The 23122-nt window shown below is 68.1% G+C and carries 24 protein-coding genes; 17 read left to right on the forward strand and 7 right to left on the reverse strand.

Annotation, left to right across the window (positions count from 1 at the left end; genetic code table 11):
- Nucleotides 1-5: 5 nt before the first annotated feature.
- From EV656_RS00505 to holA, 4 genes are all read left to right on the forward strand, one after another.
- Nucleotides 6-431, forward strand: coding sequence for a hypothetical protein (locus EV656_RS00505; protein ID WP_242468952.1), 426 nt, complete (start codon nucleotides 6-8; stop codon nucleotides 429-431).
- A 106-nt stretch (nucleotides 432-537) separates the two neighbouring features.
- On the forward strand, nucleotides 538-3144 hold the full coding sequence (leuS, locus tag EV656_RS00510; RefSeq protein ID WP_132598383.1) for a leucine--tRNA ligase: 2607 nt from the start codon (nucleotides 538-540) through the stop codon (nucleotides 3142-3144).
- Complete coding sequence (gene lptE, locus EV656_RS00515; RefSeq protein ID WP_132598385.1) at nucleotides 3131-3625, forward strand: LPS assembly lipoprotein LptE; 495 nt, start codon at nucleotides 3131-3133, stop codon at nucleotides 3623-3625. Before leuS ends, lptE begins: the two co-directional genes overlap by 14 nt.
- Complete coding sequence (gene holA, locus EV656_RS00520) at nucleotides 3622-4650, forward strand: DNA polymerase III subunit delta (RefSeq protein ID WP_132598387.1); 1029 nt, start codon at nucleotides 3622-3624, stop codon at nucleotides 4648-4650. Before lptE ends, holA begins: the two co-directional genes overlap by 4 nt.
- A gap of 7 nt (nucleotides 4651-4657) precedes the next feature.
- On the opposite strand, the gene EV656_RS00525 is transcribed toward holA, so the two are convergent.
- Entirely contained in the window at nucleotides 4658-5851 is a 1194-nt protein-coding gene (locus tag EV656_RS00525; RefSeq protein WP_132598389.1) for a BaiN/RdsA family NAD(P)/FAD-dependent oxidoreductase, read from the reverse strand.
- Nucleotides 5852-5895: 44 nt separating this feature from the next.
- Between EV656_RS00525 and EV656_RS00530 the strand changes: the two genes are divergently transcribed.
- Nucleotides 5896-6195, forward strand: coding sequence for an HNH endonuclease (locus tag EV656_RS00530; protein WP_132598391.1), 300 nt, complete (start codon nucleotides 5896-5898; stop codon nucleotides 6193-6195).
- On the opposite strand, the gene EV656_RS00535 is transcribed toward EV656_RS00530, so the two are convergent.
- Both EV656_RS00535 and EV656_RS00540 read right to left on the reverse strand, forming a co-directional pair.
- Nucleotides 6192-6818 (reverse strand): enoyl-CoA hydratase/isomerase family protein, encoded by a 627-nt coding sequence (locus EV656_RS00535; protein WP_132598393.1) that lies wholly within the window; start codon nucleotides 6816-6818, stop codon nucleotides 6192-6194. The two genes, EV656_RS00530 and EV656_RS00535, sit on opposite strands and share 4 nt — an antisense overlap.
- Nucleotides 6815-7570, reverse strand: a complete 756-nt coding sequence (locus tag EV656_RS00540) for an SDR family oxidoreductase (protein WP_132598395.1) — start codon at nucleotides 7568-7570, stop codon at nucleotides 6815-6817. Before EV656_RS00540 ends, EV656_RS00535 begins: the two co-directional genes overlap by 4 nt.
- A 138-nt stretch (nucleotides 7571-7708) precedes the next feature.
- Here EV656_RS00540 and EV656_RS00545 point away from each other — a divergent pair, with 138 nt between their 5' ends.
- From EV656_RS00545 to lpxK, 6 genes are all read left to right on the forward strand, one after another.
- A complete protein-coding gene (locus EV656_RS00545) occupies nucleotides 7709-9217 on the forward strand; it encodes a DUF2125 domain-containing protein (RefSeq protein ID WP_132598397.1) in 1509 nt (502 codons plus the stop codon).
- Between the two features lie 70 nt (nucleotides 9218-9287).
- A complete protein-coding gene (locus EV656_RS00550; RefSeq protein WP_132598399.1) occupies nucleotides 9288-10634 on the forward strand; it encodes a TldD/PmbA family protein in 1347 nt (448 codons plus the stop codon).
- The gene (locus EV656_RS00555; RefSeq protein ID WP_132598401.1) at nucleotides 10621-11394 is read left to right on the forward strand and encodes an inositol monophosphatase family protein; all 774 of its coding nucleotides are present in this window, start codon (nucleotides 10621-10623) and stop codon (nucleotides 11392-11394) included. The genes EV656_RS00550 and EV656_RS00555 overlap by 14 nt, the downstream gene beginning before the upstream one ends.
- 67 nt (nucleotides 11395-11461) lie before the next feature.
- A complete protein-coding gene (locus EV656_RS00560; protein ID WP_132598403.1) occupies nucleotides 11462-11707 on the forward strand; it encodes a DUF4170 domain-containing protein in 246 nt (81 codons plus the stop codon).
- Between the two features lie 11 nt (nucleotides 11708-11718).
- Nucleotides 11719-12879 carry a 3-deoxy-D-manno-octulosonic acid transferase gene (locus EV656_RS00565; protein WP_132598405.1) on the forward strand — a complete coding sequence of 387 codons (1161 nt, stop codon included), beginning with the start codon at nucleotides 11719-11721 and terminating at the stop codon, nucleotides 12877-12879.
- Nucleotides 12879-13874, forward strand: a complete 996-nt coding sequence (gene lpxK, locus EV656_RS00570) for a tetraacyldisaccharide 4'-kinase (RefSeq protein ID WP_132598407.1) — start codon at nucleotides 12879-12881, stop codon at nucleotides 13872-13874. Before EV656_RS00565 ends, lpxK begins: the two co-directional genes overlap by 1 nt.
- Before the next feature lie 6 nt (nucleotides 13875-13880).
- Here lpxK and EV656_RS00575 read toward each other — a convergent pair whose 3' ends face one another.
- Both EV656_RS00575 and EV656_RS00580 read right to left on the reverse strand, forming a co-directional pair.
- Nucleotides 13881-14531, reverse strand: a complete 651-nt coding sequence (locus EV656_RS00575; protein ID WP_132598409.1) for a DsbA family protein — start codon at nucleotides 14529-14531, stop codon at nucleotides 13881-13883.
- 10 nt (nucleotides 14532-14541) lie between these two features.
- Nucleotides 14542-15063, reverse strand: a complete 522-nt coding sequence (locus EV656_RS00580; protein WP_132599443.1) for a DUF721 domain-containing protein — start codon at nucleotides 15061-15063, stop codon at nucleotides 14542-14544.
- 99 nt (nucleotides 15064-15162) lie between these two features.
- Here EV656_RS00580 and mutY point away from each other — a divergent pair, with 99 nt between their 5' ends.
- Both mutY and EV656_RS00590 read left to right on the forward strand, forming a co-directional pair.
- Complete coding sequence (mutY, locus tag EV656_RS00585) at nucleotides 15163-16209, forward strand: A/G-specific adenine glycosylase (protein WP_132599445.1); 1047 nt, start codon at nucleotides 15163-15165, stop codon at nucleotides 16207-16209.
- Between the two features lie 65 nt (nucleotides 16210-16274).
- A complete protein-coding gene (locus tag EV656_RS00590; protein ID WP_132598411.1) occupies nucleotides 16275-17414 on the forward strand; it encodes an alkane 1-monooxygenase in 1140 nt (379 codons plus the stop codon).
- A gap of 37 nt (nucleotides 17415-17451) precedes the next feature.
- Here EV656_RS00590 and EV656_RS00595 read toward each other — a convergent pair whose 3' ends face one another.
- A complete protein-coding gene (locus tag EV656_RS00595; RefSeq protein ID WP_425057161.1) occupies nucleotides 17452-18921 on the reverse strand; it encodes an acetyl-CoA hydrolase/transferase family protein in 1470 nt (489 codons plus the stop codon).
- A 613-nt stretch (nucleotides 18922-19534) separates the two neighbouring features.
- Nucleotides 19535-19825 (reverse strand): hypothetical protein, encoded by a 291-nt coding sequence (locus tag EV656_RS00600; protein WP_132598415.1) that lies wholly within the window; start codon nucleotides 19823-19825, stop codon nucleotides 19535-19537.
- 219 nt (nucleotides 19826-20044) lie between these two features.
- Here EV656_RS00600 and EV656_RS16850 point away from each other — a divergent pair, with 219 nt between their 5' ends.
- The 4 genes from EV656_RS16850 (at nucleotide 20045) to EV656_RS00615 (ending at nucleotide 23121) form a co-directional block, all read left to right on the forward strand.
- Nucleotides 20045-20617, forward strand: a complete 573-nt coding sequence (locus tag EV656_RS16850; protein WP_274610527.1) for an NAD-dependent epimerase/dehydratase family protein — start codon at nucleotides 20045-20047, stop codon at nucleotides 20615-20617.
- Nucleotides 20557-21018, forward strand: a complete 462-nt coding sequence (locus EV656_RS16855; RefSeq protein WP_279432451.1) for an NAD-dependent epimerase/dehydratase family protein — start codon at nucleotides 20557-20559, stop codon at nucleotides 21016-21018. The genes EV656_RS16850 and EV656_RS16855 overlap by 61 nt, the downstream gene beginning before the upstream one ends.
- Before the next feature lie 61 nt (nucleotides 21019-21079).
- Nucleotides 21080-22183, forward strand: a complete 1104-nt coding sequence (locus EV656_RS00610) for a polysaccharide pyruvyl transferase family protein (protein ID WP_132598417.1) — start codon at nucleotides 21080-21082, stop codon at nucleotides 22181-22183.
- The gene (locus EV656_RS00615; RefSeq protein WP_132598419.1) at nucleotides 22180-23121 is read left to right on the forward strand and encodes a hypothetical protein; all 942 of its coding nucleotides are present in this window, start codon (nucleotides 22180-22182) and stop codon (nucleotides 23119-23121) included. The genes EV656_RS00610 and EV656_RS00615 overlap by 4 nt, the downstream gene beginning before the upstream one ends.
- The last annotated feature ends 1 nt before the right edge of the window (nucleotide 23122 follow it).

Here is a 23122-nt window from a genome sequence, read left to right on the forward strand (position 1 = left end):
GACAGATGGTGGCACCCGTCTTGCACGGCATTCTGGGGGTCGGCGCATTTTGCCTGGCCGCGCTGACAGCGCCGGCATCGCACGCCCAGACGGTGACAGAGGTCCGTTTCGCACCGGGCAGCTTCGGCACGATGATCAGCGGCAGCATCACCGGGCAACGCTATGCCGACTATGTATTGCGGGCGCGCGGCGGCCAGCAGATGTTCGCAGCGCTGGATGCCACCGTCACCGACGGATACGGAACGGTCTATTTCAACATCCTGTCGCCGGGCAGCCAGGGCTATGCCATCTATAACGGTGCGATGTCGGGCAACCGCGCGCTGGTCACGCTGCCGCAGGACGGCCCCTATACCATCCGGGTCTACCTGATGGGCAACGACCGCGACACGGGCAAAACCGTGGCCTACAATCTGGATCTGTCGATTCAGTAGGCGGGCGCAAGCGGCGATCCCCCCTCTGGACGGCCCCGCCCCACATGACTATGCACGACGCCGGGCCATCGCGCCCGGCGTTTGACCGAAAGCATAGGACCGCAAAATGGCGCGCTACAATCCCCGCGAGATCGAGCCGAGGTGGCAGCAAGCATGGGAGGCCGACGGCACCTTCCTGGCGAAACGCGACGCGGACCGGCCCAAGTATTACGTGCTGGAGATGTTCCCCTACCCCTCTGGCCGAATCCACATGGGGCATGTGCGCAATTACACCATGGGCGACGTGGTGGCGCGCTATAAATCCTCTTGCGGTTTCAGCGTGTTGCACCCGATGGGCTGGGATGCCTTCGGGATGCCCGCGGAAAACGCCGCGATGGAACGGGGCGGCCACCCCAAGGACTGGACCTACGGCAACATCGCCGACATGCGCGACCAGATGAAACCGCTGGGCCTGTCGATCGACTGGACCCGCGAATTCGCCACCTGCGACCCCGAATACTACGGCCAGCAGCAGGCGATGTTCATCGACATGCTGCACGCGGGCCTGGTCTATCGAAAGAACGCGGTGGTCAACTGGGATCCGGTGGACATGACCGTTCTGGCCAACGAACAGGTCGAGGACGGGCGCGGCTGGCGATCCGGCGCGCTGGTGGAACGGCGCGAGCTGACGCAGTGGTTCTTCAAGATTTCGGACTTCTCCGAAGAGTTGCTGGAGGCGCTGGACGGGCTGGATAACTGGCCCGAGAAGGTCAAGCTGATGCAGCGCAACTGGATCGGCAAATCGCGCGGTCTGGAAATGGCGTTTTCGCTGATCGACGCACCGCACGATTTCGACCGGATCGAGGTCTATACCACCCGCCCCGATACGCTGATGGGGGCCAGCTTCGTCGGTATTTCCCCCGATCACCCGCTGGCCAAGGCGCTGGAACGCGACGATCCCAAGGTGGCGGAATTCTGCGCCGAATGCCGCCGCCTGGGCACGTCCGAGGAAGAGCTGGAAAAGGCCGAGAAACGCGGCCTGGATACCGGCCTGCGCGTGCGCCATCCCTTTGACACCGCATGGGAATTGCCGGTCTACATCGCCAATTTCATCCTGATGGATTACGGCACCGGCGCGATCTTTGGCTGCCCGGCCCACGACCAGCGCGACCTGGATTTCGCGCGGAAATACGACCTGCCGGTGACCGACACCTTCGTCGCGCTGGAAAACGGCCAGCCGGTCGGGGATGAGGCTTTCGTGCCCCCCAAGACCGAAAAGGTGAAGTGGCTGAAGGCCTTTGCCTGGGACGAGGTCGCCACCGGCGAACAGGCCATCGAGGCCGCGATTCGGTTCTGCGAGGAAAACGGCGTGGGCCACGGCGTGACCAAGTTCCGCCTGCGCGACTGGGGCATCTCGCGCCAGCGCTACTGGGGCTGCCCGATCCCGGTGGTCCATTGCGACAGCTGCGGCGTGGTACCCGAGAAAAAGGAAAACCTGCCTGTTCGGCTGCCCGACGACGTGTCCTTTGACCAGCCGGGCAACCCGCTGGACCGGCACCTGACCTGGGCCGCCTGCACCTGTCCGAAATGCGGGGCGCCCGCGCGGCGGGAAACCGACACGATGGATACCTTCGTGGATTCGTCTTGGTACTACGCCCGCTTTACCGCGCCGCGGGCCGACACGCCGACCGATATGGCCGAGGCCGAGTACTGGATGAACGTGGACCAGTATATCGGCGGGATCGAGCATGCGATTCTGCACCTGCTCTACTCCCGCTTCTTTGCCCGCGCGATGCACATCACCGGGCACCTGCCGGCCAAGGCGAAAGAGCCGTTCGACGCGCTGTTCACCCAAGGGATGGTGACGCATGAAATCTATCTGACGCGGGATGAAAACGACCGCCCGGTCTATCACCTGCCCGAGGATGTCGAGGGTGGCAAGCTGAAGACCACGGGCGCGGCGGTGGAAACCATCCCCTCGGCCAAGATGTCGAAATCGAAAAAGAACGTCGTCGATCCGGTGAACATCATCGAATCGTTCGGCGCCGATACCGCGCGCTGGTTCATGCTGTCCGACAGCCCGCCGGAACGCGACGTGGAATGGACCGCCGCAGGGGCCGAGGCCGCCTATAAACACCTGGGCCGGGTCTGGCGCATCGCCAACGGCATCGCCGAGGAAATGGAACAGGGCGGCGGCATCGCGGCCTACGAATCGGAAGTGCCCCAAAACGCGAAGGGCGCGGCAGCAGTTGGGGGAGACGACCTTGCCCTGCGCCGCGCCCTGCATCGAACAGTGCACGACGTGACAATGGGCATTGAAAGCTTTGGCTTCAATACCTCGGTCGCGAAATTGTATGCTTTCACGAACACGTTAGCGAAATCCAGTGCCAGCCTTGCCGCGCGGCGAGAGGCCGCAATGGTCATGGCCCAGCTTATGGCACCCATGACCCCCCACTTGGCCGAGGAAATCTGGGACATCCTGGGCGGTCAGGGCCTGGTTGCCAACGCCCCCTGGCCGCAGACCGATCCCGACATGCTGGTCGAGGATACGGTAACCCTGCCGATCCAGGTCAACGGCAAGCGCCGCTCGGAACTGACGGTACCCAAGGACATGCCGAAGGACGAGGTTGAAAAGCTGGCGCTGGCCGATGATGCTGTGTTGAAGGCGCTGGCGGGCGGCGCCCCGAAAAAGGTGATCGTCGTGCCGGGCCGTATCGTCAATGTCGTTATCTGATCGCCGCACCCTGCTGGCCGGGATGGCCGCCGCCGCACTGGTGGCGGGCTGCGGATTCGCCCCCGCCTATGGGCCGGGCGGCGCGGCAGAGGGGCTGCGCGGCCAGATCGCGGTGGATGACCCCGGCACCAAGGCCGAATTCGCCCTGGTCGAGCGGCTGGAAAACCGGTTGGGCCGGGCCGGGGCGGCGCCCTACCGGCTGTCCTATCGGGTCGAAACCGACACGGACCGGCTGGGCATCACCTCGAAACAGGAAACCACGCGCTACAACCTGACGGGCCGCCTGAGCTATCAGTTGCGCAACCTGGACGGCGATGTGCTGGGGTCGGGCGAAATCACCGGCTTTACCGCCTATTCCGCCACCGGCAGCACCTTGGCCACCCTGACCGCAGAGCGTGACGCCGAGGATCGGTTGATGGTGATTCTGGCCGACAAGCTGGTGTCGCGGCTGCTGGTCACGGCATCGGACTGGCGCTCATGAAACTGTCGGGCCGCGACGCTGCCCGCTATTTCACCCGGCCCGACCCTGACCGGGCGGGGGTTCTGCTGTTCGGCGCGGATGCGATGCGCGTGGCGCTGAAACGGCAGGAGCTGATCGCCAACCTTCTGGGCCCCAATGCCGAGGAAGAGATGCGCTTGACCCGCATGATGGCAGGCGAGTTGCGCAGCGACCCGGCCGCCCTGGCCGACGCGGTCAAGGCACGCGGTTTTTTCCCAGGCCCCCGCGTCGTTTTCGTCGAGGACGCCGCCGACGGGCTGGCCGACACGATCAAGGCCGCGCTGAGCGACTGGGCCGAGGGCGACGCGCAACTGGTGGTAACGGCCCGGCAACTGACGCCACGCTCTGCCCTGCGCAAGCTGTTCGAGGGGCACGCCAACGCGCTGGCCATCGGCATCTACGACGACCCGCCCGGCCGGGACGAGATCGAGGCGATGCTGACCAAGGCCGGCCTGCCCCTGCCCGACAGTACCGCGATGGGCGCGCTGACCGACCTGGCGCTGGCGCTGGATCCTGGGGATTTCAGCCAGACGGTGGAAAAGCTGTCGCTGTTCAAGCTGAACGATCCCGCCCCCCTGACACCCGAGGATATCGCCGCCTGCGCGCCCGCCTCGGTCGAGGGAGAGGCCGACGCGCTGATCCATGCGGTGGCAGAGGGCAAGGCCGCCGAGATCGGGCCGATGCTGCGCCGCCTTCAGGCGCAGGGGGTGACGCCGGTCACCCTGTGCATCACCGCCACCCGCCAGTACCGCGCCCTGCATGCCGCCGCCAGCGACCCCGAGGGCCCCGCCCGCGGCATCGGCCGTCTGCGCCCGCCGGTGCATTTCAAATCGCGCGACCGCATGGTGCGCCAGGCGCAAAACCTGGGCGTGGCAAAGTTGGAACAGGGGCTGGGCCTGCTGATCGACACCGATCTGACGCTGCGTTCCGCGCAGAAGGCGCCGCAGATGGCAGTGATGGAACGCGCCCTGATCCGGCTGGCGATGCTGGGGGCGCGGCGGGGGTAACGCCCGCTCAGCCCGCCGCCAGCCGCCGCGCCGCCGCCTGCCCGGCCCAACGCCCGGTGGCGAAACAGGCGGTCAGCAGATAGCCCCCCGTCGGCGCCTCCCAATCCAGCATTTCGCCTGCCAGATAGGTGCCCGGGCATGCGTGCAGCATCAGGTCGCCGTCCACCGCATCCCAGCACACACCGCCCGCGGTGGAAATCGCCTCGTCCAGCGGGCGCGGCCCGGCGTGGCGGATCGGCAGCGCCTTGAGCCGCGCCGCCAGATCGGCGGGCGCCTCGGGCAGCGGACGGGCGAATTCCATCAGCAGGGCCAGCCGCACCGGGTCCAGCCGCAGCGCCTTGCGCAGGTGGTTGGACAGGCTGGCCTTGCCGCGCGGGCGGGACAGGCGCTGAACGATCTTGTCCACCGGCCAGTCGGGCATCAGGTCGGCCACCAGCGGCGCGCCCGCGCGCAAGGGGCGGGTCAGGGCATAGATGCCGCCGCCCTCCAGCCCACGGGCAGAGATCACGAATTCGCCCCGGTGCCACGAACCATCACCCGCGCGCAGGGCCACACCCTTGACCGGCTGGCCAAAGACGCGGGCCATGGGCGCGGACCAATCCACCCGCAGCCCCGCATTGGCTGGCTGGAACGGGGCCAGCGGCACACCCGCCCCGGCCAGCAGATCGGCCCATCGCCCGTCCGATCCCAGCCGCGCCCAACTGGCGCCCCCCAAGGCAAGGATCGTCACCCCCGCCTGCACCTGCCGCACCCCGTCCGGCGTGTCGAAAACCGCCCGGTTCCCATCCCAGCCCATCCAGCGCCAGCGGGTGCGCAGCCGCACCCCCAGCCCTTCCAGCCGCCGCAGCCAGGCGCGCAACAGCGGCGAGGCCTTCATCGCCCGTGGAAATACCCGCCCCGTGCTGCCGGTGAATACGGGCTGGCCCAGCCCCTCGGCCCAGGCGCAGACCTGATCGGGGCCGAATTCGGCCAGCATCGGGTGCAGATGCGGGGCGGCCTCGGCGTAATGGGAAAGGAAATCGTCGAACGGCTGTGCCCGGGTCAGGTTCAGCCCGGATTTGCCGGCCATCAGAAACTTGCGCGCGGGGCTGGGTTTGGCCTCGGCCAGCAGCACCGCATGGCCTGCCGCGCCCAGCACCTCTGCCGCCATCAGCCCTGCCGGGCCTGCCCCGATCACCAATGCCTGGACTGTTTCGCCCATCGTCATCCCTTGCCCGGGCACGCGCGGTGGCCCATCCTTGGCCCATGACCCGCGATGTGCCGATCTGCCCGCTGTGCGGCCGCCCGATCCCGCCCGAGGCGCAGCAAAGCCTGCATCACCTGACCCCGAAACTGCGCGGCGGCAAGGGCGGGCCGACTGTCCTGTTGCACCAGATCTGCCACAATGAAATCCACGCCACCCTGACAGAGGCCGAACTGGCCCGCGACTACAACACCATCGCCGCGTTGCGCGCCCATCCCCGTATCGCCAAGTTCACCGCCTGGGTGGCGAAACGCCCGCCCGGCTTTCACTCCAAGACACCGGGGCCACGGCGGCGGCGTTAGGCGGGGCGTCCGTTGCACAGTGCCTTGATGCCCGCGCGAATCTGGGGCGGCGCGGCGATCGCGTCGGCCACCAGGGCGTCGATCGTGGTTTCCATCTCTTCACCCGGCACCACGAGATCGACCAGGCCGAAGGCATAGGCCTCATCCGCCGTGATCTTTGCCCCGCCCATCAACAACAGCTTGGCCCGGGCAGGCCCCACCAGTGCGGCCAACCGCCCGGGGTCCGAGGGTTGCGGCAGGAAGCCCAGTTTCATCACCGGGTAAAAGAATCTGGCCCCCGGCACCGCCAGCCGCAGATCGCAGGCCAGCGCCATGCCAAAGGCGCCCCCCGCAAGCGTGCCGTTGAGCGCCGCGATGGACAGGCCCGGCAGCGCCGCGATGGCCCCCGACAGTCGTTCCCAGACGGGATCGGTCGCCAGCCCGGCGCGGGCCTCGTCCAGGTCGGCGCCTGCGGAAAACACCTTGCCCCGGCCTGTCAGCACAAAGGCGGCGACGTTTTCGCGGGCGGCCTCTTCGGCCAGGTCGGCCAGCCCGGACAACATGTCCCGGGTCAGGGAATTGGCCTTGTCGGGGCGGTTGATGATGACGGTCCAGCGCCCCTCGGCGCGCTCGATCTCGATCATGCCTCGAGCCCCACGCGGCGGCGGATCGCGCGTTCGCGCAGCGATACCTCTTGTCCGATGAATTCATCCGCGTCCGGCGTGCACATCCAGACCAGCGCACGGGCGGGCCAGGCGGGCGGGATATGCTCGGACCAGTCCAGTCGGCTGACCGGGTTCACGCCGCTGTCGCGGATGTCGCGCTGCATGTCGGTGGCCACGGTGCCCGGCGACAGGCCCATGGCGCGAATGCCGTCCTCGCGCCCCTCCAGGTCGGCGCAGCGGGTCAGCATGGCCGCCCCCGCCTTGGTGGTGCAATAGGCGCTCCAGCCCTCCAGCGGGTTGTGGGCGGCGCCGGAACTGACGGTCAGGATCGTGCCGCCGCCCATCGCCGCCATCACCGGCATGGCCGCACGGATGCCGTGGAACACGCCCTTCAGGTTGATGTCCATCGCGCGGGCCCAATCCGCCGGATCGACGGTCGCGATGTGGGCGATCGGGTCGATCACGGCGGCGTTGTTCACCAGAACGTCGATCTTGCCAAAGCTCTTGACCACAGCGCGCACCGCGTCGGACACCTGCCCGAAATCGGCCACGTCACAGGGCAGCGCGATGGCCCCCGGCCCGATTTCGCGGGCGATGGTGGTGATCGCCTCTTCGCTGCGCGCGGCCAGCGCCACATGCGCGCCCGCCTCGGCAAAGGTCCGCGCGGCCGCCGCACCGATGCCGCGGCTTGCCCCGGTAATCAGCACGCTCTTGCCCGTCAGGTCGGTCATTTTCCCCTCCGTCGCCTGCCCCTCTCTCTGCCCTCTGCTCTAGCCCAGCCGTGGCGGGCAGGCCAGCGCAACGTTCCGTTGACTTGGGCCGGGCAAGGGCCGAAGCTTGCGCCAACGCACCAACAGGGATGATTTGCGATGACCCGATTCAAGATGGCCGCCGCCGGGATTGTTGCCGGTGGATTGTGCCTTGCGGCCCCCGCCCATGCCGATGTGACCGCCGACCAGGTCTGGGCGGCATGGAAAGGTGTGGTCACCGGGACGGGCCAGACCGTGCGCGGCACCGAGGCGCGCAGCGGGCGCACGCTGACGGTCAGCGACCTGACGATTTCCGCGGCCATGCCCGATGGGGGCAGTTCCACCGTCGCCCTTGGCAGCATCGCCTTTACCGAGGAAAACGACGGCAGTGTGACCATCGCCATGGCGCCGGCCTTTCCGATCATGGCAACCGGCCGATCGGACGAGGGCGAGAAGGTCGAGCTGAACATGACCGTGCGCCAGCCCGGCCTGTCGCTGGTGGCAAGCGGCGTGCCCCAGGCGATCCGTTACGATTTCAGCGCGCCCGAGATCGGCGTGACGCTGGACCGCCTGTTGGTGGACGGCGCAGCCGTGGACGCCGTGTTGGATATGGTTATCGCCCAGGGCACTGGCCGCTATCTGGTGGAAAAGGGCGCTGCGCGGCAGTTTTTTGACAGTGCGTTTGACGCCGACCGCATGACCCTGAGCGTGTCCGGCCTCAACCCCGACGATGGCAGCCGCGGCGCGATCACGGCGCAGATCCGCGACATCAGTTCCACCTCCAAGGGGGCGCTGCCCGATGCCGCAGCCAATGGCGAGCTGGCCGACATGCTGCGCGCGGGGCTGGACATCACCGGCGGGCTGACCCACGGCGGCATGGAATACCGCATGAACGTGGTCGAGGCGGGCGATACAACCACCATCGATACGCGCTCGGCCTCGGGGGCGCTGGATTTTGCCCTGGGCGAGGATGGCATGACCTATGCCGTGGCCAGCACGGACACGGCGATTTCGATCAGCGGGCCGGAAATCCCCCTGCCCACGCTGGACGCCGCGCTGGAAGAAGTCGAGTTCCGCATGCAGATGCCCCTGCTGCCGACCGACAAGCCGGCCGATTTCGCGCTGCTGACGCGTCTGGTCGGGCTGAACCTCAGCGATCAGATCTGGGCGATGCTGGATCCTGCCGGGCAGTTCCCGCGTGATCCGGCGACCTTGGTGCTGGACCTGGCGGGCAAATCGCGCTGGACCGTGGACATCACCGACCCCACCACCGACACCGGCGATGCCGCGCCCGGCGAATTGCACGCCCTGACCGTGCGCGACCTGCGGCTTAGCCTGGCCGGGGCGGAACTGACCGGCGCGGGCGATTTCAGCTTCGACAATTCCGACACCACGACCTTTGACGGCATGCCGCGCCCCGAGGGCAGCCTGGCGCTGCAACTGGTGGGCGGCAACGCGCTGCTGGACAAGCTGGTGAACATGGGGCTGGTTCCGGCCGAACAGGCCACCGGCTTTCGCATGATGCTGGGCCTGTTCGCGCGGCCCGGCGCGGGGGGCGATACGCTGGTGTCGGAAATCACCGTGACCGAGAACGGGCAGGTTCTGGCCAACGGGCAGCGCCTGCGCTGATCTGCGCGGGCCTTGCAGGGGTGGGTCCGGCGTATTAGCTGAGAACCCATCCCCAAGCGCCGGAGGCCCGATGACCGACCAGATCGAGACCCTGACACAGGCCCTGCTGGACGCGGCGCGCAATGCGGGGGCCGATGCCGCCGACGCGCTGGCGGTGCAAGGCACATCCCTGTCCATCGACGTGCGCGCCGGCGCGCTGGAACAGGCCGAACGGGCCGAGGGCGTGGACCTGGGCCTGCGGGTGCTGGTGGATGGGCGGCAGGCCTGCGTTTCGGCCTCGGACACGCGGGCCGAAACAATGGCCGAAATGGCCACCCGTGCCGTGGCCATGGCACGCGAGGCGCCGCAGGACGAAACCCTGGGCCTGGCCGATGCCGATCGTCTGGCCCGCGACGTGGACATCGCCGCGCTGGACCTGGCCGACCCCGCCCCCGAGCCGGCCCCCGCCACGCTGGAGGATGACGCCCGCCGGGCAGAGGCCGCCGCCCTGGCCCATGCGGGTATCACGCAGGTTCAATCGGCCAGCGCCGGCTATTCCCGCCGCCGCCTGCACCTGGCCGCGAGCAACGGCTTTTCGGGGGGCTACACGCGCACCGACCGCGCGATTTCCTGCGTGGCGATCAGCGGCACGGGCACGGGGATGGAGCGGGACTGGTGCGGCGAAACCCGCACCTATCAGGCCGACCTGCCCGACGCGGAAACGGTGGGCCAACTGGCGGCCGAGCGCGCCGCCGCCCGTGCGGGCGCGCGCAAGCCGAAAACCGGGGCCTATCCGGTGCTGTACGACGAACGCATCGCCGCCTCGCTGATCGGGCATCTGCTGGCGGCGATCAACGGCCAGGCCATCGCGCGCGGCGCGTCCTGGGCGCGCGACCTGCTGGGCGAACAGGTGCTGCCCACGGCCCTGTCGCTGATCGAGGATCCCCATCGTCCGCGCATCGCCGGGTCGCGCCCCTTCGATGGCGAGGGGCTGCCGACGGCACGCCGTGCCTGGGTGCGCGATGGCATGCTGCAAGGCTGGGTGCTGGATCTGGCGACCGGGCGCAAGCTGGGGATGGACAGCACCGCCAACGCCGCGCGGGGCACATCCGCGCCGCCCGCCCCCTCGGTCGGGAATGTGACGCTGACACCGGGCGCGCACAGCCGGGACGATCTGCTGGCCCAGATGGGCACGGGGCTGTGGGTGACCTCGCTGATCGGGTCCACCATCAACCCCAACACGGGCGATTATTCGCGGGGGGCCTCTGGCTTTTGGGTGGAAAACGGGCAGATCGCCTATCCGGTCAACGAATGCACCATCGCCGGGCATCTGCCTGACATGCTGCGCCGCGTGATCCCCGCCAACGACGCGCGCGATCACCTGTCGCGCCGGGTGCCCAGCCTGCTGGTCGAGGGCATGACCCTTGCCGGTGCGTGACCTGGACCTGCTGACAGAGGCCGCCCGCGCGGCGGGGCATATCGCCGAACGCTACTGGCGGCGTGACCCGGCCACCTGGGACAAGCCCGGCCACCAGGGCCCGGTGACAGAGGCCGATCTGGAAATCGACCGGATGCTGCACGACCGGCTGCGGGCTGCGCGCCCCGCCTATGGCTGGCTGTCCGAGGAATCCGAGGACGACCCCGCCCGGCTGGAGGCCGAGCATATCTTTGTCGTCGATCCCATCGACGGCACCCGCGCCTTTATCGGGGGGGAACGCACCTTTGCCCATGCGCTGGCGGTGGCGCGCAGCGGGGCGATCACCGCCGCGGTGGTCTACCTGCCGATGATGGGGGCGCTGTATCAGGCGACCGTGGGCGGCGGCGCCTGGCTGAACGGGCGCCGCCTGTGCGCCAGCAGCCGTGACCGGCTGGAGGGGGCCGCGGTGCTTACCGCGCGCGCCGCGCTGGACCCCGACCACTGGACCGGCCCGCCGCCACATCTGAAACGGTCCTTGCGGGCCTCGCTGGCCTATCGGCTGTGCCTGGTGGCCGAGGGGCGGTACGATGCGATGCTGACCCTGCGCGACAGTTGGGACTGGGACACCGCCGCCGGTAGCCTGATCGCACGCGAGGCCGGCGCAAGCGTCACCGACCGGCGCGGCGGCGCGCTGCGTTTCGACACCGCGCACCCTGTGTCGGCGGGCGTGATCGCGGCACCGCCCGCCCTGCACGGGCAGATCGTCACGCGGCTGGCCTGAGCGGGCTTTCGCCGCCTTTCACCATGCTCTAGGGTGACCCCGACGCGAACGGCACCCGGAGGATACGATGACCCAACGCCTGCACCTTGTGTTCGGCGGCGAACTGGTGGACCCCAGCCGCACCACCTTCAAGGATGTCGAGAACATCCATATCGTGGGCATGTTCCCCGACTATGCCAGCGCCTATAACGCCTGGAAGGCCGAGGCGCAGCGCACCGTGGACAACGCCCACATGCGCTACTTCATCGCCCATATCCACCGCCTGCGCGACGAAGAGGTCGAAACAGCCCCGACCGAGGAACTGGGCGGCTGATCCCGGCGGCGATGCAGACCGCAACGGCCGACAGGCCCTCGGGGCCGCTGATCTGGGTGCATGCGCCGCCCCCCAAGGACCGCGCCGCAACCGCGCAACTGCTGGCCCGCCTGGCAGAGGCGCGCCCGGACCTGACCGTGCTGCTGACCGAGGCCGGAACCGCCCCCCCCTGGGCAGAGGGCGCGGACCTGCCCGCCCTGCTATACGCGGCCCCGCCGCCGGACAGGCAGCGCGCGGCCCTGGGCTTTTGCCAGCACTGGCGCCCCGACCTGGCGCTGTTCTTTCCGGCCACGCTGCCCGCCACCCCGGCGACACAGGCCCATGCGACCGGGGCGGCCCTGTTCCTGATCGCGCGCGACATCCCCCGGGGCTGGCAGCGGCGCTGGCGGATCGGTACCGGGCTGACGCGGCGGCTGTTGCGGCGCTTCGACCGGCTGTATGCCCAAAGCGCGGAAATCGCACTGGCCCTACGGGCCATGGGGGTGCCGCGCTGGCAGATCGCGGCCTGCGGCCCGCTGGACGAGGGCAGCGCCGCCCTACCCTTTGCCCCGGCAGAGCGCGAGGCGCTGGCCCTGCTGCTGGCCGGGCGGCCGGTCTGGCTGGCCGCCGGCACCCGCGCCCCCGAAGACCCGGTTGCCGTGGCGGCCCATGCCGCGATCATCCGGCACATGCACCGGCTGCTGCTGATCCTGGTCCCCGACGATCCCGCCCGCGGCCCGGCCCTGGCACAGCGCCTGCGCGCCGAAGGCTGGGAGGTGGGCCTGCGCTCTGCCGGGGACGAACCGACGGCGGAAACCCAGATCTACCTTGCCGATACCGTGGGCGAGCTGGGCCTGTGGCTGCGCCTGGCGCCGGTGTCGTTCCTGGGCGGCACGCTGGGGGCGGGGGGCGGTCCCGATCCCTGCGCGGCGGCGGCGCTCGGCTCGGCGATCCTGCACGGGCCGATGACCGAAACCCATGCTGCCCATTTCGAGCGCCTGACCAAGGCCCGCGCCACCAGGCCGGTACAGGACGCAGCCAGCCTGGCGCAGGGGCTGGGCGAATTGCTGGCGCCCGAACGCGCCGCGCACCTGGCCCGCGCGGCCTGGGACGTGACCAGCGCGGGCACCGTGGCCACCGGGCGGATCGTGCAGCGTATGCTGGACACACTGGACATGGCGGAGGCTGGCTGATGCGCGCACCCCGTTTCTGGTTCCGCCCGCCCGACCGACCGGGCCTGGCCGCGCGGGCGCTGGCGCCGCTGGGGGCGCTGTATGCGCGCGGCACCGCGCGGCGGCTGGCACAGGGGCCGGGGCTGGCGCCCGGCGTGCCGGTGATCTGCGTGGGCAACATCAACGCCGGCGGCACCGGCAAGACGCCTACGGTGATCGCGCTGCTGATGCGGCTGATGGAACGGGGCGTGACCGCCCATGTGGTCAGCCGCGGCTATGGCGGGCGACTGGAGGGGCCGGTGCGCGTGCAGGAACGCACCCATGACGCAGCGGATGTCGGCGACGAACCGCTGCTGCTGGCCGCCTTTGCCCCCACATGGGTCGCGCGGGACCGGGCCGCTGGCGCACAGGCGGCGGTGGCCGCTGGCGCGCAGGCGATCGTGCTGGATGACGGGTTACAGAATCCCGCGCTGGCCAAGGATCTGTCCATCGTCGTGGTGGATGCGGCCAAGGGCTTTGGCAACGGGCGGGTGATCCCGGCGGGCCCCTTGCGCGAACCCGTGGACGTGGGTTTACGGCGTGCCGATGCGGTGCTGTCCATCGGACCGGCCGCGGCGCAACGGCATTTCGCAGAAAGCTGGGGCGCCCGCATCCCCTGCCCCCATGTGACCGGCGCGCTGCGCCCGCTGCCCACGGGCATGGACTGGGGCGATATGCGGGTGCTGGCCTTTGCCGGGATCGGCCACCCCGAGAAGTTCTTTGCCACCCTGCGGGGCCTGAGTGCCGACCTGGCCCGGGCAGAGGCGCTGGAGGATCACCAGCCGCTGACCCCCGCCCTGATGGCGCGGCTGGAAAACGAGGCGACGTTGCTGGGCGCGCAACTGGTTACCACGGAAAAGGACGCGGTGCGCCTGCCCGCGTCCTTTCGCCAGAAGGTTCTGACCCTGCCGGTCCGACTGGAAATCGACGACTGGTCCGCGATCGACGCCGCGCTGGCGCGGATCCGCCTGGGCTAGGGTCGATCAACCCTCCAGCTTGGCGTCCAGGATCTTCTTCAGGCGGCTGTAGCGCATGTTCGAGTAAAGCTCGCCGTCGATCATGATCGAGGGCGTGCCGTCTACCCCGTCACGTTCGGTGGCCGCGTCGGAATGGGCGATCAGCGCCTCGGCTAGGGCGACATCGGTGAAACAGGCATCCATCTGTTCGGTGCTCAGCCCGGCGGTGCGGCCGATGCGGCGCAGGTTCTCACCCGTTTGCGTCGGATCCTTGGCGTCGATCCAGTCGCGCTGCTTTTCATACAGCAGCGACACGATTCCAAAGAAACGGGTGCCGCCCCCGCAACGCGCCAGCAGCCCAGCCCAGACCGCGTAGCGATCCCAGTAGACCTCTTGGTAGGTGAAGTAGACCTTGCCGGTGTCGATATAGTCCGCCTTGAGCCGCTTGAAGACATCGTCGTGGAAATTGCCGCAATGCCCGCAGGTAAAGGACGCGTATTCCGTCAGGCGGATCGGCGCGTCCGGATCGCCCAGGGTGAAGGAGTCGACCGTGACGGCCTCTTCGGCATGGGCGGCGCCGGACAGGCCTGCCGGGGCAAAGGGCGCGGATGCGATCCAGCCACCGCCAAGCGCGGCCAGCATCACCATACCGAGAGAGAGGGTCAGGATGCGGATCATCGGGGGAACCTCATTGACGTTTGGGGCCGGATAGAACGTTTCGGCCAAGGGCTTCAAGGGCGGCGCGCAGGGACTCGTCCCGGACATCGCCGGACAATTGGGCGGCCTGGGCCTGCACGGCGGGATCGGGCGCGCGCGGGGTGCGTTTGGGGGCGGGGGCGAACTGCGCCTGCCCCTCGGCAAAGCCGGTGGGCGCGGTCTGGGTCAGGCGGATGCGCGAAATGGCGGCGTATCCGTAGCAGGCGTTCACCTTTTCGCGGATCGCCTCTTTCTGCATTTCCAGCATCGGGGCCTGCGCGCCGGTGGTCAGCAGGGTCAGCGTGGCGCCGAACCCCTCGCGCCCATAGCTGACCTCGACCGGGCGGGCGATAGCGGCGGTCTGTTCGCCCACGATTTCCGCCCAATGGGTCAACAGCCGCGACACGGCAAACCCGCGCGCCTCTCCGGCGCGGCGGATACGCGATTGCACAAGGCCCGCCGCACGCTCGAACCCGCGCATGCGCCGTGCTGCCCTGTCGCCCGTTTCCGTCATGTCTGTCTTTCCCATCATCGCGACTTAGCTTAGGCGCGAGGCAGCGCCGCAGCAAAGGCAATGACCGCGCAAGGAGCATAAAGATTGCGTGACGAGGAGATGAGCACCGCCCTGCTGGCCTGGTACGATCGCCACGCCCGCGACCTGCCCTGGCGTGTGGGGCCGGCGGCCCGCGCGGCCGGGGTGCAGCCCGACCCCTATGCCGTGTGGCTGTCAGAGGTGATGCTACAGCAAACCACGGTCGCGGCGGTGCGCGACTATTTCCACCGCTTCACGACCCGCTGGCCCGATGTGGCCGCCCTGGCCGGGGCAGAGGATGCGGCGGTGATGGGCGAATGGGCCGGGCTGGGATACTATGCCCGCGCCCGCAACCTGCTGAAATGCGCGCGCGTGGTGGCGGGCGAGATGGGCGGGCGGTTTCCCGACACGCGCGAGGGGCTGTTGGCCCTGCCCGGGATCGGCCCCTACACGGCCGCGGCCATCGCGGCCATCGCCTTTGACCGGGCCGAAACCGTGGTGGACGGCAACGTTGAACGGGTGATGGCCCGCCTGTTTGCCGTGCAGACGCCCCTGCCCCCGGCCAAGCCCGAACTGACCGCGCTCGCCGCCCGGCTGACCCCTGCCCGCCGCCCCGGCGATTACGCACAGGCGGTGATGGATCTGGGCGCCACGATCTGCACGCCCAAAAGCCCCGCCTGCGGGATCTGCCCGCTGCGCGCGCCCTGCGCCGCACGCCAGCAAGGCATTGCCGCCGATCTGCCCCGCAAACAGCCGAAAAAGCCCAAGCCCACACGCCACGGCATCGCCTATGTCGGGCGCCGCGCCGATGGGGCCTGGCTGCTGGAACGGCGACCGGACAGGGGGTTATTGGGCGGCATGCTGGGCTGGCCCGGCACCGACTGGCGTGAAGATCCGCCCGCCGAGGCGCCGCCAGCCGCCGTGGAATGGCGCGATACCGGGGCCGAGGTGCGCCACACCTTTACCCATTTCCATCTGCGCCTGTCGGTGCGCGTGGCCCAACTGCCCGCCGATTGCACGCCCGCGCGGGGCGCGTTCCTACAGCCGGGGGATTTCCGCCCCTCGGATCTGCCGACGGTGATGCGCAAGGCCTTTGACATTGCGCGCCGCGACGCAGGCATGCGTTGAGTGAAAGGGGCGGGCGGGTCTATACCTGCGGGCACGGGGCGCGCGCGAGAGATTCGGAGACTGTCATGCCTGACAAACCGCCCATCGCCCAACTCAAGAACGCCCTGCCCTTCTGGCTATCGCTGGGAATGATCCCGCTGGCCCTGACCGGGGCCACCGTCGGGGGCTGGACCGTGATCCTGCTACCCGTTTACGGCTGGCTGTCGGTCACGGTTCTGGATGCCATCCTGGGCCTGAACGAAAAGAACCCCGACCCGCAGACCCCCGAAAAGGATCTGTTCTGGTACCGCTTCATCACCATGATCTGGTTCCCGATCCAGTTCGTCACGATCTTTGGGATGCTGTGGTGGGTGACCCATACCGACCACCTGAACGCGCTGGAAACCATCGTGCTGTTCTTCGGCGTCGGCGTGATCTCGGGCACGGTGGGGATCGTCTATTCGCATGAACTGCTGCACCAGTCGAACAAGACGGAACGCTGGCTGGGCGATCTGCTGCTGTCCACGGTTCTGTACAGCCATTTCCGCACCGAACACCTGCTGGTGCATCACCCCCATGTCGGCACGCCGCGCGACGGGGTGACGGCGCGCTATAACGAGGGGTTCCACCGCTTTTTCTGGCGGGTGCTGAAAACCGGCATTCCGTCCGCCTGGCGGGCAGAGCGGCTGAAACTGGCCCGCGCGAACCGGCCTGTCTGGCATGTCTCTAACCCGTTCTGGCGCTATGGCGCGCTGCAACTGGCGATGCTGGGGCTGGCGCTGTGGATCGGCGGCTGGGCCGGGCTGGCGCTGTTCGTCTGGCAGGCCTTCATCGCGGTCTGGCAGCTGGAGCTGACCAATTACGTGGAACATTACGGCCTGACCCGGCGCTATCTGGGCGAGGGCAAGTATGAACACGTGAAACCGCATCACAGCTGGAACGCATCGCACACGGCGTCGAACTGGCTGCTGATCAACCTGCAACGCCACTCGGACCATCACTACAAGCCGCAGCGCCGCTTTCCGCTGTTGCAGACCTATTCCGAGGACGAGGCCCCGCAATTGCCCCTGGGCTATCCGGCGATGACCTCGCTGGCGATGATCCCGCCGCTGTGGCGGCGCCGGATGAACCCGCGGGTGCGGGAATGGCGGCGGAAATACTATCCCGACATCACCGACTGGGCGCCCTACAAGGCGGCCAGCAATCCTATGCCCGCAGGCACCTAAAGGGCCAGGGGCGGCCGCGTGGCCGCCCCTTTCCCGATCAGGGCCGCATCGACCCGGTCTGAATATAGCGCGTGTGCCAGGACAGCGCCTCGTCCGGCAGACAGGGCGCGTGCATCCCGAAAGACGTGCGCCGCGCGCGGTCGTAATAATCCTGCAACGCGGGGCGGAAATCGGGATGGGCGCAGGTGCCGATGATCTTCTGCGCGCGCCGCTTGGGATCCAGCCCGCGCAGATCGGCCAGCCCCTGTTCGGTCACCAGAACCTGCACGTCCTGCCCGATATGGTCGGTATGGGACACCTTGGGCACGATGGTGGAAATCTTGCCGCCCTTGGCCACAGAGGGCGACATGAAGATCGAGACATAGGCGTTACGCGCGAAATCCCCCGATCCACCGATGCCGTTCTGGATGCGCGAGCCCATGATATGGGTGGAATTCACGCTGCCGTAGATGTCGGCCTCGATCAGCCCGTTCATCGCCAGGCAGCCCAGGCGGCGGATCAGTTCGGGGTGGTTTGAAATCTCTTGCGGGCGCAGGATCAGCTTGTCCCGGAACCGATCCGCCTGCGTGTTGAACCACTGGGCCTTTTCCGGGCTCAGCGACAGCGCGGTGGCCGAGGCAAAGCGCAGCTTGCCCGCATCCATCAGGTCCAGCATGCCGTCCTGCACCACCTCGGTATAGGCGGTCAGATTCTCGAACGGCGCCTCGATCAGGCCCAGCATCACCGCGTTGGTGACATTGCCCACCCCCGATTGCAGCGGCAGCAGCTCCGGCGGCAGGCGGCCCTGTTTCACCTCATGGGCAAAGAAGTCCAGCAGATGGCCGGCGATCGCGTGGGCCACCGCGTCCGGCGGAGAAAACGGCGCGTTGCGGTCCGGCGCGTCGGTTTCGACCACCGCCACGATCTTGTCGGGGTCGCAGCGGAAATGGCGCTGGCCGATCCGGTCGTCCGGGTGAACCAGCGGGATCGGCTTGCGGTGCGGGGGCAGCGCGGTGCCGTAATAGATGTCGTGCATCCCGTCCAGCGCCGGGCTTTGCCAGCGGTTGACCTCCAGGATCACCTGCCGGGCCTGTTCCAGCCAGGTCTTATTGTTGCCCATCGACGACGACGGGATCAGCGCGCCATCCTCGGTGATGCCGGACACCTCGATCACGGCGGTATCCAGCGGGCCAAGGAACCCCTGGCGCGCCATGGGGGCCACCTGGCTGAGATGCAGGTCGACATAGTCCATTTCACCTGCGTTGATCTTTTCGCGGGCGACAGGGTCCGAGTTGTAGGGCAGCCGGTATTCGATCCCCCCGGCCTTGGCCAGCGCGCCGTCCAGTTCCGGCCCGGTCGACGCGCCGGTCCAGATCCGCACCTGGAACGGGCGACCGGCGGCGTGCTCGGCCTCGATCCGGCGGGCCAGCGCCAGCGGAACCGCCTTGGGATACCCCGACCCGGTGAAGCCGCTCATCCCGATGGTTGCGCCGTTTTCGATCCGGGCCGCCGCGGCCTCGGCATCCATGATCCTGTCGCGCAGACGGGGATCGGCAATACGGTTGCTGTCGCTCAAGGGCGCCTCCTGCATCTGGGCCCCGCGCGGCCAGCGTATGGCCACGCCGGGGCAGTCGCTGCCCATGGGTGATAGGTCACGGGCACGGGGAAAAGGTTTCCCCTGTTGGCAAGGTTACGCCCCCCCTGTGCAAGTCCGAATAGAAAATAGCCCCCATGCACCGGGTGCATGCGTGCATGCGAGCTATGCCCAACGACAGAATCACCGCGCCGGGGCCATGAGCCCATGGGCCACACCCGCAGCGACCGGACTGTCCGCCGGTGCGCCGTTCCAAATCGGCGTTGTCGGTGTCGGTTTTACCGGGCGGCGGGGCAAGCCATGGCACACGACCTACGGCCCGAAACCCTGGCTTGCCTGACTCGGCCTCCAACGGCGCAGATCGCGTTCGAACCGACGCTTTCCGGGGGATCTTTGTTGAGGGAGGTAAGCCCGCTTCAGGCGGGTTGGCGTGCCAAATCACACGGGGCCACGGCCTGGATCGACGCGGCGGATGCCCGGATGTTGGCGCGGTTTGGGGCGGCGTTCAACATTGCGCCCCAAACCAGATCCAAAGGGGGACGCCCCGTTACTGGGTGTCAGAGGCGCTGGACCCACCGGCCATAGCGCCGAAGACGAATGCCAGACCCGCCAGCCCGATCACGGGCATCAAAAGGCCATTATCGGGGGCCGACTGGGTCGACACCGACATGCTGCCGCAGGTCACGGCCAGACCCTTGTCGGTCATGCGCGCCGAGTTGACCTGGTTGCCGTTGCAGGCGTCCAGGCGTTGCGCCATCTCCATCGGGGTTTCGGCCTGCGCCGCAAGCGGGGCGCAGATCAGAGAGGCGGCGAACAGGGAAGAGGTAATAGCTTTCATGACGAAGAACTCCTTTGCTTGGCGTTCGTATACCATGCCTTTGTACCGATTCAAAATACCAATGCGGGCCTGAAACCCCACGATCCCGACAACCGTGCCACGAAAACTACGCCCCTTGCCGGGGTGGGGGTCGATGGATCGCCTTGCCTCATGGCGGGGGAAAATATATGAACACCCTGAGCCCGCCGAAGCGCAGCGCTAGAGATTGTTGGACAGTTCATGGCAATTCTCATCACCGGCGGGGCCGGCTACATCGGCAGCCATGTCGCGCTTGCCCTTCTGGATACCGGCCACGATGTCGTGATCGCCGACAACCTGAGTACCGGATTGGCATCGCTTGTTCCCGCGCGGGCCACTTTGGAACGGGCGGATATCCGCGATCGCGACCGGATGGCGCAAATCATGCGCAAAAACGGCGTGGATACCGTGATCCACTGCGCCGGATCGACGGTCGTACCGGATTCGGTCCGCGATCCGCTGGCCTATTACGACAACAATGTCGGTGGCACGCTGGGACTGCTGCACGCGATGCAGTCCGCAGGGGTGCGCCGCATCCTGTTTTCCTCTACCGCCGCCGTCTACGCCATCAACGGCAGCGATCCAATCCCGGAAAGCGCGCCCCTGGCGCCAGCCTCGCCCTATGGCGCGTCCAAGCTGATGGCCGAGCGGATCATCCAGGACATGGCCGCGGCGGGCCTGATGGATTACATGATCCTGCGCTCAATTTCAATGTGGCCGGCGCCGATCCGCAGGGCCGTTCGGGCCAGTCCACCCCGCGCGCCACGCATCTGATAAAGGTCGCCGCCGAGGTCGCACTGGGCAAGCGCGAAGCGCTGGAAATCTACGGCACCGACTGGCCCACCGCCGACGGCACGGGGGTACGCGACTTCATCCATGTCGACGACCTGGCCGCTGCGCACCGGCTGGCGATCGAGGCGTTGTGCAACGGCACGGGAAACCGGATCTACAATTGCGGCTATGGCCACGGGTTCAGCGTCAGCGCCGTGGTCAGCACGCTGGGCGAGATCACGGGAAAACCGCTGCCGACCCGCGCCGCGCCGCGTCGCCCCGGCGACCTGGCAGAGGTCGTGGCCGACAGCGCCGCGTTGCGGGAAAACCTCGGTTGGCGACCGCGCCACGACGATCTGCGGGAAATCCTGCGGCACAGTCTGGCATGGGAAGCGCGCTCGTGACACACAGGGACCATCGCCGCCGCAGGCAGTTTTCCGCAAATGCATTTAGACGGGACCGGGAATGTACACGATCGCGAACATCAGGCCTCTGGGCTACAACGTCGGCAACCACGCCATCAATTTCGCCCTCCGCCACATGCTGTATGAAACCTTCGGGCGGCTGGTGTCGGTCATCGACTATCCCGCGACCAGCCGGCACGAAAGCACGGCCAAGGCCGGTCTGACACCCGGCACCGTGTTCGAGATAAACCGCTTTGCGGACGGCGTGATCGTGGGCGGCGGCAATCTTTACGAGAACGACGAACTGGAGGTCGACGCGCGCGCGCTGAACTCTCTCCTGCCGCCGATGGTCCTGTTCTCGAACTCGCGCGGGCGGATCTTCGACCGGCACGGGCGGCTGTCGGACCGGTCCGACGTGATGCCCGACGCCAAGCTGCAAACGCTGCTGCAGCGCGCCGACCTGTCCCTGTCGCGCGATTCGGCGACCCACGCCCATCTGCACGCCATCAACCCCAAGGACGAAATGGGCTGGTGCCCGACGATCAACCTGTCGCGCTACCGGCACTGCCTGCCCGACCTGCCCGAACACGAAGAGGTGGGCGCGTTGATCTCGGTGCGGACGCCGGGGCTGATGAACGTGCCTTACCGCATCCAAAGCTCGGTACAGGCACAGATCGACCTAGCGATCGACAAGCTGCGCGAACGGGGGTGCAAGCGCATCCGCATCCTGTGCAACGACAGCCGCGACCTCGATTTCGCGACGGCGTTCCGCTACACCAAGGGCGTGGACGCGGTCTATGCCAACGACGTCTACCAGTACCTGGCCCTGCTCAGCCGCGCCGACATGGTGGTCAGCTACCGCCTGCACGCCACGCTGCCTGCCATTTCCTACGGCACGCCGACGGTCAACATCGTCTACGACGAACGCGCCCTTTCGCTGTGCGACGACCTGGGCCTGGGCGATGCCAGCCTGAACATGGTGGAACAGGGCAACGGCTTTGCCGCCGCCTTGGGCGATGCGATCATGTCGGGGGGCTATACCGCAGAACGGCACGCCGCCCTGAAACCCCGCTGGCAAGAGATCACCGACAGCCAGTTCGCCGCGCTGGCACGGCTGAAGCAGATGATGGGCAGCTACCTGGAAAGCGGAAGCTACGCCCGATGAGCGGGCCGCCGGCGCCTCTATTCTATGTCCAGGCAAGCGCTGCGGCAGGGATGGGGCACCTGGCGCGCAGCGCGGCCGTTCTGGAAACGCTGTGCGCACAGGGCCACGATGCGCGGGTTTGGCTGCGCGCCGATGAACAGGGGCACGCGCTGGCCCGCATGCGGGGTTTGCCGCTGGTCGAAACGCCCCACGCGGCGGGGGCGTGCGTCGTGATCGACGCGATGTCCGTGCCCGAGGCCGACGCCGCCCTGTTGGCGCGCTTCGACCGTCGCATCCTGATATCGCCCGTCTGCGATCGCGCGGATATTGCCACCGATGTGCTGGTCCGGTCGGTTTCGGACCGGCTGCGCGCACAACTGGCGCCCGGTTGCAGGGTGACCTGCGATCCGCGTTTCGCCTATGCCACCGCGGCCGGGCTGACGCCGCGCAAGATGGGCTATGACGGCCCCCTGTCCGTCGGCATCTGCCTGTCCGGCGGCGCCGGACAGCAGCCGGTCGATGGGCTGGTGCGGGCCGCCGCCGGGGTTGCCGGGGTGACGGATATCTTCGTGATCGCCCCAGAGCGGCCGCAGCCTGGGGAGGCTGGGCCCGCGCTGCACTGGCAGGCCTTCAGCAACGATGCCTGGGACTTTTTCGCGGGGTGCAACGTCTTTGTCGGCGGCGACGGGCTGATGATCGCCGAGGCCGTGGCCCAAGGTCTGCCCTGCCTGTCGATCACCCGGCCCGAGGCCCTGTTCAAGAACCGCGCCTTCATCGAGGCCGGCTGCATCGAATGCTGTTTTCACGGCGACATGCCCGAAACGGCGCTGGCCGCGTGGTTGTCGAATCGCCCCGGCCTGGCCGAAATGCACCGTGCAGCCCTGGCCGCTGACGCCAGTGCGGGCGCCCGCGCCCTGGCGGATCACATTGCCCGGACATCCAAGCAAGAGGAAGGCTGAA

Origin of the sequence: Rhodovulum adriaticum (assembly GCF_004345735.1) — a bacterium.
Classification (GTDB): Bacteria; Pseudomonadota; Alphaproteobacteria; order Rhodobacterales; family Rhodobacteraceae; genus Rhodovulum; species Rhodovulum adriaticum.

Bases quoted from the DNA above. Each gene is read 5' to 3' on its own strand.
- EV656_RS00505 (WP_242468952.1), top strand. From the start codon at position 6: ATGGTGGCACCCGTCTTGCACGGCATTCTGGGGGTCGGCGCATTTTGC.
- leuS (WP_132598383.1), top strand. From the start codon at position 538: ATGGCGCGCTACAATCCCCGCGAGATCGAGCCGAGGTGGCAGCAAGCA.
- lptE (WP_132598385.1), top strand. From the start codon at position 3,131: ATGTCGTTATCTGATCGCCGCACCCTGCTGGCCGGGATGGCCGCCGCC.
- holA (WP_132598387.1), top strand. From the start codon at position 3,622: ATGAAACTGTCGGGCCGCGACGCTGCCCGCTATTTCACCCGGCCCGAC.
- EV656_RS00525 (WP_132598389.1), bottom strand. From the start codon at position 5,851: ATGGGCGAAACAGTCCAGGCATTGGTGATCGGGGCAGGCCCGGCAGGG.
- EV656_RS00530 (WP_132598391.1), top strand. From the start codon at position 5,896: ATGACCCGCGATGTGCCGATCTGCCCGCTGTGCGGCCGCCCGATCCCG.
- EV656_RS00535 (WP_132598393.1), bottom strand. From the start codon at position 6,818: ATGATCGAGATCGAGCGCGCCGAGGGGCGCTGGACCGTCATCATCAAC.
- EV656_RS00540 (WP_132598395.1), bottom strand. From the start codon at position 7,570: ATGACCGACCTGACGGGCAAGAGCGTGCTGATTACCGGGGCAAGCCGC.
- EV656_RS00545 (WP_132598397.1), top strand. From the start codon at position 7,709: ATGACCCGATTCAAGATGGCCGCCGCCGGGATTGTTGCCGGTGGATTG.
- EV656_RS00550 (WP_132598399.1), top strand. From the start codon at position 9,288: ATGACCGACCAGATCGAGACCCTGACACAGGCCCTGCTGGACGCGGCG.
- EV656_RS00560 (WP_132598403.1), top strand. From the start codon at position 11,462: ATGACCCAACGCCTGCACCTTGTGTTCGGCGGCGAACTGGTGGACCCC.
- EV656_RS00565 (WP_132598405.1), top strand. From the start codon at position 11,719: ATGCAGACCGCAACGGCCGACAGGCCCTCGGGGCCGCTGATCTGGGTG.
- lpxK (WP_132598407.1), top strand. From the start codon at position 12,879: ATGCGCGCACCCCGTTTCTGGTTCCGCCCGCCCGACCGACCGGGCCTG.
- EV656_RS00575 (WP_132598409.1), bottom strand. From the start codon at position 14,531: ATGATCCGCATCCTGACCCTCTCTCTCGGTATGGTGATGCTGGCCGCG.
- EV656_RS00580 (WP_132599443.1), bottom strand. From the start codon at position 15,063: ATGACGGAAACGGGCGACAGGGCAGCACGGCGCATGCGCGGGTTCGAG.
- mutY (WP_132599445.1), top strand. From the start codon at position 15,163: ATGAGCACCGCCCTGCTGGCCTGGTACGATCGCCACGCCCGCGACCTG.
- EV656_RS00590 (WP_132598411.1), top strand. From the start codon at position 16,275: ATGCCTGACAAACCGCCCATCGCCCAACTCAAGAACGCCCTGCCCTTC.
- EV656_RS00595 (WP_425057161.1), bottom strand. From the start codon at position 18,921: ATGGATGCCGAGGCCGCGGCGGCCCGGATCGAAAACGGCGCAACCATC.
- EV656_RS00600 (WP_132598415.1), bottom strand. From the start codon at position 19,825: ATGAAAGCTATTACCTCTTCCCTGTTCGCCGCCTCTCTGATCTGCGCC.
- EV656_RS16850 (WP_274610527.1), top strand. From the start codon at position 20,045: ATGGCAATTCTCATCACCGGCGGGGCCGGCTACATCGGCAGCCATGTC.
- EV656_RS00610 (WP_132598417.1), top strand. From the start codon at position 21,080: ATGTACACGATCGCGAACATCAGGCCTCTGGGCTACAACGTCGGCAAC.
- EV656_RS00615 (WP_132598419.1), top strand. From the start codon at position 22,180: ATGAGCGGGCCGCCGGCGCCTCTATTCTATGTCCAGGCAAGCGCTGCG.